This is a genomic window from Streptomyces sp. NPDC002911 (genome assembly GCF_053591835.1).
In genome coordinates this window covers 257,592-270,917 of record NZ_JBSFUO010000001.1, presented here as the reverse complement: position 1 = coordinate 270,917, position 13,326 = coordinate 257,592, and the positions used below count along the sequence as shown (strand labels likewise).

The following is a 13,326-nucleotide window of genomic DNA, read 5'->3' as shown; positions in this document are numbered from 1 at the left end:
GCCCGACCGGGTGCCGCTCGGGCTGTTCGCGAGCGCCGGGTGCGGGCAACGTTCCCGCCCTGAGCCTGAATAGTCACACTCTTTTGTGTAATAGCGCGTCGTGTCCTCCGGCTGCAAGTCTTCCTCTCGCAGGTCAGCCCATGATCGAGAGGATGTCGGATGTCCGTTGGTGAAGAGGTTCACGACACGCAGCCGCCGCAGCAGAGTCTCGGCACAGCGGCTGCGCGGAACCTCGCGACGACGACCAAGTCCGCCCCGCAGATGCAGGAGATCACCTCGCGGTGGCTGCTGCGCATGCTGCCGTGGGTGCAGGTGCAGGGCGGCACGTACCGGGTGAACCGCCGGCTGAGCTACTCGGTAGGAGACGGCAGGGTGACGTTCGTCCAGACGGGCGACCGGGTCACCGTCATCCCCGCCGAGCTCGGCGAACTTCCGGCTCTGCGCGGTTTCGGTGACGAGGAGGTACTGGCCGAACTGGCGCGCAGGTGCGAACAGCGCGACGTCGCGGCCGGTGAGGTGCTTGCCGCATCGGGCGACGCGGCGGACCGGGTCCATCTGCTGGCCCACGGCAAGGTCGAGAAGATCGGTGCCGGGCCGTACGGCGACGAGACGGTGCTCGGAGTCCTCGCTGACGGTGCCTATTTCGGTGACCATGTCCTGGTCGACGGTGACGCGACCTGGGCGTACACGGCCCGTGCGGTGACCGCCTGCACGCTGCTGACCCTGCGCCGGTCGGATCTGCTCAACCTCGCGGCCCGCGCGAACTCGCTGCGTGACCATCTCGCCGGGCTCCTCGCCATCCCACACCAGCGGACCAACCGTTACGGCGAGGCGGAGATCGACCTGTCGGCGGGCCATGTGGGGGAGAGCGTCGTCCCGCACACCTTCGTCGACTACGAAACTGCGCCCCGTGAATACGAACTGAGCATCGCCCAGACCGTCCTGAAGGTCCACAGCAGGGTGGCCGACCTCTACAACCAGCCGATGAACCAGACCGAGCAGCAGTTGCGGCTCACGGTCGAGGCGCTGCGTGAACGCCAGGAACACGAGCTCATCAACAACCGGGAGTTCGGCCTGCTCAACAACTGTGACTACGGGCAGCGGCTCCAGCCCCACGACGGGGCGCCCGGCCCCGACGACATGGACGAGCTCCTGTCGCGCCGGCGCGGATCCAAGCTGTTCCTCGCCCATCCGCGGGCCATCGCCGCATTCGGCCGGGAGTGCAACAGGCGCGGCCTGGTGCCGGAGAGCGTCGAGGTCGGGGGCCACCATGTGCCCGCCTGGCGGGGAGTGCCGATCTTCCCGTGCAACAAGATCCCCGTCACAGACGCCCGCACCACCTCGATCATCTGCATGAGGACCGGTGAGGCGGACCAGGGCGTCATCGGTCTGCAGCAGAGCGGAATCCCGGACGAGATCGAGCCCAGCCTCTCGGTCCGCTTCATGGGCATCGACGAGCAGGCGATCATCTCGTACCTCGTGACGGCGTACTACTCCGCCGCCGTGCTGGTGCCGGACGCCCTCGGCGTGCTGGAGAACGTGGAGGTGAGCCGCTGGCGGTAACGCTCCCCGGGGCCCGGGCGGCTGCCGCCCTGGCTCCCGGCAGGCCGAGGCCGCGACCAAGGTGCCCCGTGGCGCCCGGAAGGACTGACCGTGACCATGACCAGTACGGATGCCGCGAGGGAGGGGCACAAGGCCGCCGTTCTCCTGGAGCACACGCGTAACGCCGTCGACCCGCACCTCCGAGCAGCCGTCGAAACACTGCCCGGGGCGATCCGCCGGGTCGCCATGTACCACTTCGGCTGGCAGAACGCCGACGGGAGTCCCGCCTCGGGGCAGGCAGGCAAGGCCATCAGGCCCGCGCTCGTCCTGGCCGCCGCCCGTGCGCTGGGCGGGGACCCGGAGGCAGCGATGCGGGCAGCCGTCGCCGTGGAACTCGCGCACAACTTCACCCTGCTCCACGACGATGTCATCGACGAGGACACGACCCGTCGGCACCGGCCCACGGCCTGGGCGGTGTTCGGCGTGCCGGACGCCGTCATCACGGGTGACGCCATGCTCTCCCTCGCCCTGCGGCTGCTGGCGGACGACTCGCACCCGGCGTCCACGCCGGCCGCGGTGCGGCTCTCCACCTGCGTCATCGAACTCTGCGCGGGGCAGCAGGCCGACTGCGCACTGGAGGACCGCAACCCTGACGACGTCACGTTGGACGAGTGCCTCGCCATGGCCATGGCCAAGACAGGCGCCCTGCTCGGCTGTGCCTGCGCCCTGGGCGCGCTCTACGCCGGAGCGGAGGAGCGGGCGGTCCGCGCACTGGACGGCTTCGGCCGGGAAGCGGGTCTCGCCTTCCAGCTCATCGATGACCTGATCGGCATCTGGGGGGATACGGCCCGCACGGGCAAACCGGTCGGGGCTGACCTGACCACCCACAAGAAGTCCCTGCCGGTGGTCGCGGCGCTCACCTCGGGCACCCCGGATGCCGCCGCGCTCGCCGCGCTCTACCGGGGCTCCATGAACACCCCGGCGGAGGTGAGGGACGCTGCCGACGCGGTCGACCGGGCCGGCGGCCGCGACTGGGCCCAGGTCGCCGCGGCGGACCGGATGGCCCGGGCCGTCCACCACCTGTCCCGTGCGGTGCCCGCGCCGGCCGGTGCCGGAGACCTGCTGGCCCTGGCCGAATTCGTCACCCGCAGAACGCACTGAACGGGGCCGCCCGTGAGCGGTGCCAAGTCGCAACCCTGAGAATCCGGCGGTCGGTGGGGAACATGAGGTCGGGATCAGGTCGTACACATGCTGGAAGAGGCGTTCCACGAGGACCCGGTGAGCAGTCGGGTCTTTCCCGACGAGAGGCACCGGCGCGCGGTGCACGGTGAATTCCTCGGCGTCCATGCCGACGTCACGCTGGAAGGAGGCAGGGTCGACCTGCTGGCGGACGTAACGGCTGCAGCCCTCCGGCTTTCCGTGCCGGCGGGCGTGCCGGAGGAGGACGACGACACCCCCGCTCATGCGGGAGACGGCGGATCCCGACAACGAGCGGGCCGAGCTGGTGGGGAGGACGACCGGCGCCGTCCACCCCCACGACCGTGCGCGCGAGTACCTGTTGATCATCGGTGTCTTCCCGGAACGCCAGGCGGAGGGGATCGGTGAGGCGCAATGAGAGGGGTCCTGGAGCGATGTGACCGGGAGGGAACTCCCGCCTATCTGGAGGCGAGCAACGGGCGTGACCGCGATCTCTGCGAGCGGCTCGGTTTCACTTTCACGGGACAGACCGTCGACCTCCCCGACGGCCCGTCGATGTGGCCCATGTGGCGCGACCCGCAGGCCGGATGAGAGGACTCCGGCCGACGAGTTACGGAAGGGGAGGGTGCCACCGGAGCGGTCGGGGGGACGGGCTACAGTCCCTGCTCATGACAGATGAGTCGTGGGCAGGCTGGTACCGGGACCGTCAAGGTTCCGAGGCCGTCATTCTCACCACGGACGGACAGCAGCTCCGCATCCGCATCCGGGGCACGGACTTCGAGGGCGAGAGCTTCGACGGTCTGGGCCCGGTGGTGGGTGCGCCGGTCCAGGAGGGGCAGTTCGACCTGGTGGACGGCGTACTCGACGACTGTGTGCTGGAGTGGGACCTCCCCCTCCCGGTCCTCGTGTCCGGGACGGTCCGCCAGGCCACGCTCAGTTGCCTGTTGTCCCTGCGCAGGGCAGACCCGGATCTGTATCTCGCCCTCCATCTGGACGGGGCGGTGTACGAGTCGAACCGCGCAGAGGGCGACTTCGCCGCCGCGCTGGCCACGGTCCAGCGGATCCTGCCGCCGGACATGCAACTGCAGACGTGCATCGCCTGCGCCTTCTCCGACTACTTCCCGGCACCGGTCCGCGGTCTGTCCGGCGGGCTCGCCTGCTTCCGCGGCGCGAAGGACGCCTACCGCGACGTGGCGGGCGGGGAGGACGTCGTCGGCCTCTGGGACCGGCGTACCGGATTCGTCCAGGAGATATGGAGCTGCCGGGAGTTCGAACCGCGCCCGGCGCACGGCGCGGGCACGGGTCACCGGGGCGCCTTCCCGCTCGAGCTCGCCTGAGCGGCGTTCGGGCGCCGGTGCCAGGTGGTAGGTGCCGGCCGTGCCGTGGTGTCAGGACGTGCCGGGGCCGCCACCCGACCCGCAGCGCTCCCCGCACATGTCCTGAAGCGGAGCGGTTCCGCGTTATGCCGACAGCGAGGTCCCGTTTCTCCCTTCCGTGCAGCAGGGCAAGCTCCCCGCATGAGGCTCTTGATGCTGGGCGGAACGGAATTCGTAGGACGCGCGGTCACCGACGCCGCTCTCGGCCGCGGATGGGAGGTCACCGTCTTCCACCGCGGCCGTCACACCGCACCGGCCGGGGCCCGGACGCTGACCGGCGACCGGACGACGGGTGAGGCGGGGCTCGCCGCGCTGGCCGACGGCACCTGGGACCTGGTGGTCGACACATGGAGCGGCGCGCCCTCCGCCGTGCGGGACGCCGCCCGGCTGCTGTCGGGCAGAGCCGCACACTTCAGCTATGTCTCCAGCAGATCCGTGTACGCATACCCCATCCCGGCTGGGCTCCCCGAGGACGGGCCGCTGGTGGCCGGGGCGTCGCCGGACGCCGGAGCGGACGTTCCGTACGCCCTGGCCAAGCGCGGCGGGGAGCTCGCGGCGCTCGATGCTTTCGGTGACCGGGCGCTGCTGGCCCGGGCCGGGCTGATCCTCGGCCCCGGGGAGAACGTCGGCCGTCTGCCGTGGTGGCTGGGCCGGACAGCCAGGGGCGGACCGGTCATCGCACCGGGGCCGCCGGATGCCCGGCTCCAGTACATCGACGCCCGTGACCTGGCGGACTGGCTCCTGGCCGCCGCAGCGGACGGCCTGGGCGGGGCGTACAACACGGTGAGCCACCCGGGACACACGACCATGGGCGAGCTTCTGGACGCATGCGTCCGTGTCACCGGCTCCCGCGCCCGACTGCGCTGGACCGACCCCGAGGTGCTCCTCGCGGCAGGCGTCGAGCCGTGGACCGGCCTGCCGGTCTGGCTGCCCGCCGGAGAACGCTACGACAGCCTGCACCAGGGCGATGTCACCAAGGCGCACGCCACGGGTCTGCGCTGCAGACCCGTCGGCGAAACCGTCGCCGATACGTGGGCCTGGCTGTGCGAACGCGGAGGGTCCGCCCCGCAGCGTTCTGACCGGCCCGCCGTCGGTCTCGACGCGCGAACCGAGGCGGAACTTCTGGCGGCACCGGTCAGCCCTTAGCGTGACCCCATGACCGAACAGCTGCTGCACCTCACGGAAGAGCCCCTGTGGGAGGCCGCCCGCACAGCGGGAACGTACGAGATGTCCACCCGGGGCCGCACCCTGCGGGAGGAGGGGTTCATCCACTGCTCGCTGCCCCATCAGCTCCCCGCCGTGGCCCGGGCTTTGTACGGATCCGACGACACGGGCCTGGTGGTCCTGGTCATCGATACCGGCCGGCTCCCGGTGCCTGTCCGGTACGAGGCCATGGAACCCGGCGGCGAGGAGTTCCCGCACATCTACGGGCCGCTGCCGGCGAGCGCGGTCGTGGAGGTGCGCCCCTGGGCCGGGCGCATGGGCCCGGAGAGGGGTGAGGCGGGATGATCAGCCCTCTCGTCGCGGTGACCGGCGCGAGCGGGGCGGTCGGCGGGCGGGTGGCCGCGCGGCTGGCCCGGACCGGGGTCCCCGTGCGTCTCCTCGGCCGGGATCCCTCCCGGCTGCCCCGGCTGCCCGGAGCGGACGCCGCGCCCCCTGCCGCGTACGGCGACGGCGAGGCCATGCGCCGCGCGCTCGAAGGCGCGCACACCCTGTTCCTCGTCTCGGCGCACGAGAGTCCGGACCGGGTGCTGGAGCACACCACGGCGGTGGACGCCGCACTCGCCGCAGGCGTCGAGCGCATCGTGTACGTGTCGTTCGTCGGCGCGGCACCGGACGCGACGTTCACGTTCGCACGCGACCACTGGCACACCGAGGCGCACATCAGGATGGCCGGGGTGCGCCACACCTTTTTGCGGGACAGCTGGTACCTCGCGGCGATCCCCGCGATGACGGGCTCCGACGGCGTCCTGCGCGGTCCGGGCGGCGAGGGGCGGGTCTCGGCCGTCTCCCACGAGGACATCGCGGACGCGGCGTCAGCCGTCCTGCTGGACGAGGGAACCGGCCATGACGGCGCGACGTACGACCTCACGGGCCCCGAGGCGTTCACCTTGGCGGAGGCGGCCGGGGAGCTGAGCCGGCGTACCGGCCGTGCGATCCGCTACGCACCCGAGACCAGGGAGGAGGCGTACGCCTCTCGCGCCCACTACGGCGCCCCGGAGTGGGAAGTGGCCGGCTGGGTCACGTCCTACGAGGCGATCGCGGCAGGCGAGCTGGAGACCGTCTCGAACGCCGTTCCCCTCCTCACGGGCCACCCGGCCCGGAACCTGGCCGCCTTCCTCCAGGAGAACCCGGAGAGCTACCGCCACCTTCTGCCAGGCTCCTAGCGCTGTGCGGCCACGGCCGGGAAAGACGACCGCACCCGGTCCAGGCGGGACGCCGTGAACGGCGGCCCAGCGGACCGGGTGCGGTCGGACCGGCGACGTGACCGGCACATTCTCCGGCCAAGCGGCCTGGCCAGTGATCAGGCCTTCTTGGTCTCCTAGTAATGGGCCGGGTCGGTGACCTGCGGGGATCTTCTCCATGGGCTGCTGACCTGGTCCTTTGCTGTTGGTCAGCGATGGGGCGCGACGGTCCTGATCGGGTGTTCTGCGGACTGTGTGCGGACTGTGAGACGCGTCTGCCGAGAGCCGTGCTCAAGATTTCCGCGGCCGTCACCGCAGCCAGCCTCTCCGAAAACTCCTTGGTTCGAGCTTCAAGCCGCGTTCGGCGACCGCCTTCTTACAGCCGGGGTTGGGCCAGATCTTGGTGATGGTCGGGTCGGCGTTTTTGGCCTGGTCGAGGAGGCGTACATAACGACGTCGAACTGGTGAGGCCGGCCGGCGCTGGGGGGTTATCCCCCGCTCTGATACTGGGGAGCGCCGGATCGCACCCCGGTGTGGGATGACACTAGCGTTGAGTCATGTTTTCGACTCTGCGAAAGCCCCTCGCCGTGCGCTCGGTGTCGCTGTGCTCCTCGCCGCAGAGGCGACCACTGCTGTCGCACAGCCCGCCGGTCCCTTTTCCGTGGAACAAGTCGCGCCGGGGACACCGCGAGCAACAGCGGGGTGCAGGCCCGCCTGATCGCGCCTGATCGGCGGCAATCGGTCGCTGCCAGCGACACCCCGACCTAAAACCGGCTGTCCGGTCTCTTCTGGCAGCTACTTTCGCATGGCTAGCACCTCCAAGACTCTGGTCGCCACCGTGGTCCTCCAACTGGAGGGCGCGGGCAGAATGCCCCTGGACGACATGGTCGACCACTGGCGGCCAGGAGTGGTTCAGGGCAGCAGTCACGACGTCCAACTACTTCGAAACCTGGGATCGATCCTGGGGCAAACGCATGAGAAGGGATACCTCATCGATGCGCATCCTCCTGATCGGGCCGCCCGGTGCCGGCAAGGGCACGCAGGCAGCGCGCCTTGCCGCGCATTTGTCGATCCCGCACATCTCCACTGGCGACCTGTTTCGCGAGCACATCGACCAGGGCACCGAGCTCGGGCAGAACGCCCTCACGCACATCCGTGGCGGCTTTCTGGTACCGGACGAGGTCACGACCGGGGTGATCAAAGAGTGCCTTGCCCGACCGGACACCGAGCGCGGATTCCTGCTGGACGGCTTCCCCCGCAACCTTGCCCAGGCCAAGGCGCTGGACGGCATCCTGGCCGACTCGGAGTCAAGGTTGGATGCCGTGCTCGACCTTGAGATTCCCGAGGATCAGGTGGTCAGCCGGATCGCTGGACGACGGTTGTGCCATCAGGACCGCGAACACATCTTCCACGTCGACTACAGCCCGCCTGAAGTGGCAGGAGTCTGCGGCTTCTGCGGCGGTGAGCTGTACCAGCGCGATGACGACCGCGAGGCAACCGTTCGTAGGCGACTGGAGATCTACCGCACCGAGACGGCGCCGGTCGTCAACCACTACCAGGCCCAGGGCCTGGTGACCACGATCTCGGCCCTCGGCCAAGTCCATGAGGTCCTGAACCGCGCGCTGGTCGCGATTGGCCGCGGCCAGGTCGATGCGTCCGGCACGTCGAGCTGATGACTCCTCTTCCGGGAGGGTGCGGAGCCGCCGTCCCGGAAAGCCGCCACCGAGGACTGCAAACTGCGCTCGACCCGCCGCGTCGGGCCCGCACATCGCCGAGATCTGGACAAGGCTACTGGGATTGGAGGTTCGAACTAACCCGTCGCGGGCCAGTTACGGGTGGCCGCCCCCTCGTTTGGAGCACCGTTCGCGGCAGACGCTGCACCCAACGGCTCCACTCCGCGGGCCCCATCGGTCCAATCTGCTCCGCGAGCGCTCACGGCTACGCGGAGCCGCTGCTCGGGGGCTCCTCCTGCAGTCCAGTCAGCTTCCGTATGCGCCGATCTCGCAGGCGCATACGCCCTGCGGTTGCCTGCGGCGGGCGCGTGCGCACGCCCACGGTCTCCGGCACATAACATTCGCGTTCGTGAGCACCCCACATGTCCTGCTCGGGCTTCTTGCCTCCCGTCCCGGCCACGGCTACGACCTCAAGAAGCGCCACGATGCGCGCTTCCCAAAGGCACGCCCGCTGGCGTACGGCCAGGTGTACACGACACTGCAGCGCCTAGTCCGTGACGGGTTCGCAGAGGCGGTGGGCGCTGAGGCGGATGGGACCCGGGAGCGCATCTGCTACCGGATAACCCCCGAGGGAAGCACTCGACTGAGGGAATGGCTTGCTGAAGTTGCTGTGCCCGTGCGGTTCGTGACAGATGAAACCTTCGCCAAGGTCGTGGTCGCGATCCTCGCCGGCACGTCGGACTCTGCGGCTGGCTACCTCGATGCTCAGCGCGCCGCCCACCGAGCTCGGATAACAGAGCTGAACGCAGCTAGGACCGCTGAGGGCATTCCCTCGGCTGACGCTCTGTCCATGGACTATGCCGTGACTCACCTAGAGGCCGACCTGCGCTGGATGGATGTGACCGCCGGACACCTGAGTGGCTCTGAGAACGAGATGTGAGCTTTTTGAAGGACCGGGGAGCCCGGAGGAGCCAGGGCATGCGCGCGGATGGCCCGACGGGTTGGGGGCGCTCGGTCCGGGTCAAGACAGGCTGAAGCGAACTCCTGCTTCCTTGGCCGAAACCGGGATTACGGCGCGCCGAATGCCCCTCTACCACAGGTGGCAAATCGCCCCTCAGGGGTCATTCCAGCCCCGCCGAGCAAGTAGAGCGTTAGGTTCCGGACATGCCAAAGAAAGCGCATGACTGGTTGGTATTTTTCATGACATGGTGACGACGTCAAAGCGCAACCGGACAAGTGTTCTGGCCCTATCGGGGCGGAATTAGCAATTCTAGGAGAAGAGTTTCTTCATGCGGATGAATACCACCTTCCGTGCGCGGGCAGCGTCCGTCTTTGCCGGCCTCCTGGTAGTGGGCGGGGCAGCGGTCGTGGTCGCACCTCAGGCTTCGGCCGGCGGTGACGGTAACAAGGTGCACAACTGTTTCGGTCGTTGGTACAACACCGACTGGGACCAGAAGTGCAGCGGCTCCGGTGCGGGATACGCTGGCACCTACGAGTCCACGGCCAACTGCAGCCTCGAGCCCGACAACACGATGACGCAGTGGCGGGCGAAGGGCAGCACGGCGACGTACGACGGCCACGACTGCGACTGGTCTGTGTCCGGCGTCTCCACTTTCTACTACTAGGAAGCGTGGCCGCCGCGAGCGGCCTGAAGCAGCATCGCTGCGGCCCGTCTGCCCGCACTCCAATTGCGGGCAGACGGGCCGCGTTTCCAGCTTACTCACCCATGGCAAGGTGCTGATATGCACGTTCACGTATCCGACCTCCGTCAGGGTTATCCCGGGCGTGTGGTCCTCGAGGACCTCGACCTCGAACTCCGCCCCGGCGTGACGGGGCTCCTCGGGCCCAACGGCGCAGGCAAGTCGACCTTGATGCGGACCTTAGCCACGGTGCAGCCACCGCTGCGCGGACGTATTGATCTCGATGGTGTGACCATCGATGGCGAGAAGGCTGCGCGGCACATACGCCGTCGGATCGGCTATCTGCCGCAGCGGTTCGGATGGGATCCGGGGATGCGGGTGCGCGACTTCGTCGAGTACGGAGCGTGGATGCGCGAGGTGCCTGGCAAGTACCGGTCACAGGCCGTGGAGCGGGCACTGAGTCAGGTTGACCTGACGGGCCGAAAGCAGGAGCGGATGTCCCGGCTCTCCGGCGGCATGCGACAGCGTGCGGGCATCGCGTGGGCCATCGTCGGAGACCCGGGCCTGGTGATCTTGGATGAGCCCACTGTGGGCCTGGACCCGCGCCAGCGCCTGCAGTTTCGCCGGATCCTCGCTCAACTCACTGACGCCACTGTCTTGCTGAGCACGCACCTCATTGACGATGTGGCCGCCGCATGCGACCGCGTCGTCGTCCTGCACAGTGGGAGAGTTCTCTTCAACGGCGGGGTGCCCGAGATGGCGGACCGGGCCGGTGACGGTGCCGCTGGGCATACCCCGCTGGAGCGTGCCTATATGGAACTGCTGCCGGACGGAGAGCGGGAACTGTGACCTCCTTCCTTCTGGCGCTGCGCTCCTCCCCGCTGCGGTGGCTGCTTACCCCCTTGGTTGCCCTCGATCTCATCCTCATCCTCACCCGCGATGACTATTGGCACGGGCTGTGGGGAGACACTGGCGCCGCGGGGCAGGTGCCCACCCTCATTCTGGGCGTCTTCGCCGCGGCTGCGGCTGCGTGGACCTCCTCGCTGCGCCGTCCGCCCGAGGTGGCGGAGACTCTGAGCGCGATGCCCCGGCCCAGACCTCAGGCTGAACTGCCACGCATCGCCATGGTCCTGTGTGTCTTCCTCGTCCCGTACCTGGTGGGGCAGGCAGTCTGCTTTGCGGTCACCGCGTCCTCATGGCCGCCCGGCTTCACCCAGTACCTGGGATATCTCCTGCTTGGTGTCTCGAGCCTACTGACAGCGACTGGGTTGGGCTGGGTCGTCGGGCGACTGTTGTCCAGCCGTTGGGGCCCCGCGGCCGGTGCGCTCGGCTGGCTGCTCATCGCTATGGTGTCCGACACTGACCTTTCCGTGGTGAACGGCCCGGCCCGTATGCAGCCCGACCTTCTGGAGATAAGCCTGCGCTCGGCGGCTGCACTGCTGCTGCTTGCAGCCTGCCTCTGGCTGCCGTACGGCCCGCGGATCACGCGAGTCAGCCCCCTACCAGGACTTGCCATCGTCCTGGCACTCGCCGCGACCGCGGCAACCGCCAGCAGCCCGGTCATCGATGAGCGGCAGGGCTCCGCATTGAAGACCTGCGTCAAGGGCCGTACCGACATCTGCCTATGGCCCGAGGAAGAGAAGTACAAGCCGATGGCCCAGGGCGTGCTGGAGCGGGCCGAGGACCTACCCCCGGTATTGGCTACGCCTGAAGCGGTGTACTCCCTCGGTCTTGTCTACACCATGGACCGCAGGTGGGGCGGCGACTTCGACCTGGACAGTGGCTCCGTATGGGCGATGGCTGACGGAGTGACAATGGCGATCAGCACAAAGACGTTCGCGGCCTGCAGGGACAAGGACTTCAAGGGCTATGCGGCGCAACAGAAGGCCGACGACCAGTCGGTTCTCGCTCTGGAGCGGTGGCTTGAGAAGCGACTGGCAGGTGGCGGCGAGCCGGAGTACAAGGAATCGGGAATGACGGCATCCATGGCGAGAGCAGTGGAAACCGGAAAAAAGATGGCCGACCGGTCTGAGGCAGAGCAGAACGAGTGGGCCACGACAACCGTGCGGCACGTCCTGGAGAAATACTGTGACTGACAGCCGCGCCGGCACACGCATCGACGCGCTGCTGCCGACCTGGCGGCTCGGACCGGGCAGGCGTTTTTACCCGCCGTGCGGCGTGCGGCGCCCGGGGAGCGTCTTGCTCGTGGTCCTGCTCAGCGGACTGGCTGTGGCCTGGCTGGGGGACAGGCTAGCCCCCCTGCCCACCGTGGCGGGCGCGCAGGCCGCAGGGACCCCGAGCTGGAGGATGCTAGCCATGTTCGCGGGCGTCCTGCCGGTACTGTCCCTGCACAGCCGCATGGCAGCGCTGGAGGCGGTCGGCACCACCCGCTTTCACCGTGGGAGGGCGTTGCGGCTGATGATGCTGTGGGCCACGAGTATGGCCGTCTTCCTGGGCGTCTGCGCCGTTTCTGTGGAGGGCCGGGTGCTAGAAGTCATGGCTGGCGCTCTGCCGGGGTGGACCGGGCTGGGGCTACTCAGCGGGCGCCTGCTCGGCTGGCGGCAGGGGTGGATCCTGCCCGCACTGGTTCTTCTCCTCATCAGCTACTGGGGTGTTCAGGACGGAACGGGCAGCTACCCGTGGTGGGACTTCACCCGCTCACCCGTTGTGGAGCAGCCGATGGGTATCGGGATCAGTCTGGGGCTGCTGGCTGTAGGGATGCTGGCCTACCGGATGACACCCTGGCGCTTGCGGGGTCTGCTCCGGCGGTTGTAACGAGGGGCGAGTCGCTCCACGAGTAGACACGCTGACGGCCAGCCAGGTGGGCGCCGCGGAGGTGCCCGGTGCGGTGTGCAGTTCCTCGTACCGGTGAGCAGGTAGGCGTGCCGCCTTCGGACTGCCAGGCCGTACGAGGAGGTTGTGATCGAGGTGCTGGGCCGCGATCAGCTCGTGCATACGGACTCCTCGCTCGGGCTGCTGAGGATCAGGCGGGCCCAGACGGTCTTGCCGATCGGGTGGCGGTCGTGGTGGCCGGTTTCTTCAGAGAGCGCTGCGACGAGAAGCAGGCCCCTGCCGCCTTCGTCGTCCTCCCCGGCCTGGGTGGGGCGGGGAGGGGTGAGGCCAGCATCGGAGACTTCGACCAGGCAGTGTGGACCGTCAATAGTCAGCCGAACTTCGAAGAGGTGCCCTCGTCTGCCGCCGTGCTGGACGGCATTGGCGGAGAGCTCTCCGCAGACGAGGACCACCAGGTCGATGTCCTCCTGGCCGTATCCCCAGCTCGCGAGCGTCTTGGAGACGAGGGCGCGGGCCAGGGGCACGCACTTGCGTACCGGGCTGAACTGCATCTGCCTCCGCAACGGGGTGGTCTGTCGGTCGTGCGTCGTCATCGCGTGCATCGCGTCCCCTCGTCGCGGGCGGGCTGTGGGACACAAGTTCACCGCTGCGGTGATCACAGAATCAGGTCACAGTGATTACCCAACGTGGGTAATCTCAT

At 68.7% G+C, this 13,326-nt stretch carries 13 protein-coding genes and 1 pseudogene; 13 read left to right on the top strand and 1 reads right to left on the bottom strand.

What is annotated here, in order from left to right; translation table 11 throughout:
• Window positions 1–159 precede the first annotated feature (159 nt).
• The 13 genes and pseudogenes from ACWD04_RS01180 (at window position 160) to ACWD04_RS01120 (ending at window position 12,608) form a co-directional block, all read left to right on the top strand.
• Window positions 160–1,563 (top strand): family 2B encapsulin nanocompartment shell protein, encoded by a 1,404-nt coding sequence (locus tag ACWD04_RS01180; protein WP_451126800.1) that lies wholly within the window; start codon window positions 160–162, stop codon window positions 1,561–1,563.
• Window positions 1,564–1,659: 96 nt separating this feature from the next.
• A complete protein-coding gene (locus ACWD04_RS01175) occupies window positions 1,660–2,703 on the top strand; it encodes a family 2 encapsulin nanocompartment cargo protein polyprenyl transferase (RefSeq protein WP_451126798.1) in 1,044 nt (347 codons plus the stop codon).
• A gap of 87 nt (window positions 2,704–2,790) precedes the next feature.
• Window positions 2,791–3,330: pseudogene (locus tag ACWD04_RS01170) on the top strand (GNAT family N-acetyltransferase).
• 77 nt (window positions 3,331–3,407) lie between these two features.
• Entirely contained in the window at window positions 3,408–4,076 is a 669-nt protein-coding gene (locus ACWD04_RS01165; RefSeq protein WP_451126796.1) for a DUF6304 family protein, read from the top strand.
• A gap of 180 nt (window positions 4,077–4,256) precedes the next feature.
• Window positions 4,257–5,261, top strand: coding sequence for an NAD-dependent epimerase/dehydratase family protein (locus tag ACWD04_RS01160; protein WP_451126794.1), 1,005 nt, complete (start codon window positions 4,257–4,259; stop codon window positions 5,259–5,261).
• Between the two features lie 9 nt (window positions 5,262–5,270).
• Window positions 5,271–5,624: a DUF952 domain-containing protein gene (locus ACWD04_RS01155; protein WP_451126792.1), complete on the top strand. Its 354-nt coding sequence runs from the start codon at window positions 5,271–5,273 to the stop codon at window positions 5,622–5,624.
• The gene (locus ACWD04_RS01150) at window positions 5,621–6,502 is read left to right on the top strand and encodes an SDR family oxidoreductase (protein ID WP_451126790.1); all 882 of its coding nucleotides are present in this window, start codon (window positions 5,621–5,623) and stop codon (window positions 6,500–6,502) included. Before ACWD04_RS01155 ends, ACWD04_RS01150 begins: the two co-directional genes overlap by 4 nt.
• A 1,013-nt stretch (window positions 6,503–7,515) precedes the next feature.
• Window positions 7,516–8,193 carry an adenylate kinase gene (locus ACWD04_RS01145; RefSeq protein ID WP_451126788.1) on the top strand — a complete coding sequence of 226 codons (678 nt, stop codon included), beginning with the start codon at window positions 7,516–7,518 and terminating at the stop codon, window positions 8,191–8,193.
• Between the two features lie 409 nt (window positions 8,194–8,602).
• On the top strand, window positions 8,603–9,133 hold the full coding sequence (locus ACWD04_RS01140; RefSeq protein ID WP_451126786.1) for a PadR family transcriptional regulator: 531 nt from the start codon (window positions 8,603–8,605) through the stop codon (window positions 9,131–9,133).
• A gap of 349 nt (window positions 9,134–9,482) precedes the next feature.
• Window positions 9,483–9,818: a hypothetical protein gene (locus ACWD04_RS01135; RefSeq protein WP_451126784.1), complete on the top strand. Its 336-nt coding sequence runs from the start codon at window positions 9,483–9,485 to the stop codon at window positions 9,816–9,818.
• 162 nt (window positions 9,819–9,980) lie between these two features.
• The gene (locus tag ACWD04_RS01130) at window positions 9,981–10,682 is read left to right on the top strand and encodes an ATP-binding cassette domain-containing protein (RefSeq protein WP_451126782.1); all 702 of its coding nucleotides are present in this window, start codon (window positions 9,981–9,983) and stop codon (window positions 10,680–10,682) included.
• Window positions 10,679–11,929: a hypothetical protein gene (locus ACWD04_RS01125; protein WP_451126780.1), complete on the top strand. Its 1,251-nt coding sequence runs from the start codon at window positions 10,679–10,681 to the stop codon at window positions 11,927–11,929. The genes ACWD04_RS01130 and ACWD04_RS01125 overlap by 4 nt, the downstream gene beginning before the upstream one ends.
• Window positions 11,922–12,608 (top strand): hypothetical protein, encoded by a 687-nt coding sequence (locus tag ACWD04_RS01120; protein WP_451126778.1) that lies wholly within the window; start codon window positions 11,922–11,924, stop codon window positions 12,606–12,608. Before ACWD04_RS01125 ends, ACWD04_RS01120 begins: the two co-directional genes overlap by 8 nt.
• Window positions 12,609–12,775: 167 nt before the next feature.
• Here ACWD04_RS01120 and ACWD04_RS01115 read toward each other — a convergent pair whose 3' ends face one another.
• A complete protein-coding gene (locus tag ACWD04_RS01115; protein WP_451126776.1) occupies window positions 12,776–13,219 on the bottom strand; it encodes an ATP-binding protein in 444 nt (147 codons plus the stop codon).
• Window positions 13,220–13,326: the final 107 nt, after the last annotated feature.

Coding starts and splice junctions, on each gene's coding strand:
- ACWD04_RS01180 (WP_451126800.1), top strand. CDS start 160: ATGTCCGTTGGTGAAGAGGTTCACGACACGCAGCCGCCGCAGCAGAGT.
- ACWD04_RS01175 (WP_451126798.1), top strand. CDS start 1,660: ATGACCAGTACGGATGCCGCGAGGGAGGGGCACAAGGCCGCCGTTCTC.
- ACWD04_RS01165 (WP_451126796.1), top strand. CDS start 3,408: ATGACAGATGAGTCGTGGGCAGGCTGGTACCGGGACCGTCAAGGTTCC.
- ACWD04_RS01160 (WP_451126794.1), top strand. CDS start 4,257: ATGAGGCTCTTGATGCTGGGCGGAACGGAATTCGTAGGACGCGCGGTC.
- ACWD04_RS01155 (WP_451126792.1), top strand. CDS start 5,271: ATGACCGAACAGCTGCTGCACCTCACGGAAGAGCCCCTGTGGGAGGCC.
- ACWD04_RS01150 (WP_451126790.1), top strand. CDS start 5,621: ATGATCAGCCCTCTCGTCGCGGTGACCGGCGCGAGCGGGGCGGTCGGC.
- ACWD04_RS01145 (WP_451126788.1), top strand. CDS start 7,516: ATGCGCATCCTCCTGATCGGGCCGCCCGGTGCCGGCAAGGGCACGCAG.
- ACWD04_RS01135 (WP_451126784.1), top strand. CDS start 9,483: ATGCGGATGAATACCACCTTCCGTGCGCGGGCAGCGTCCGTCTTTGCC.
- ACWD04_RS01115 (WP_451126776.1), bottom strand. CDS start 13,219: ATGACGACGCACGACCGACAGACCACCCCGTTGCGGAGGCAGATGCAG.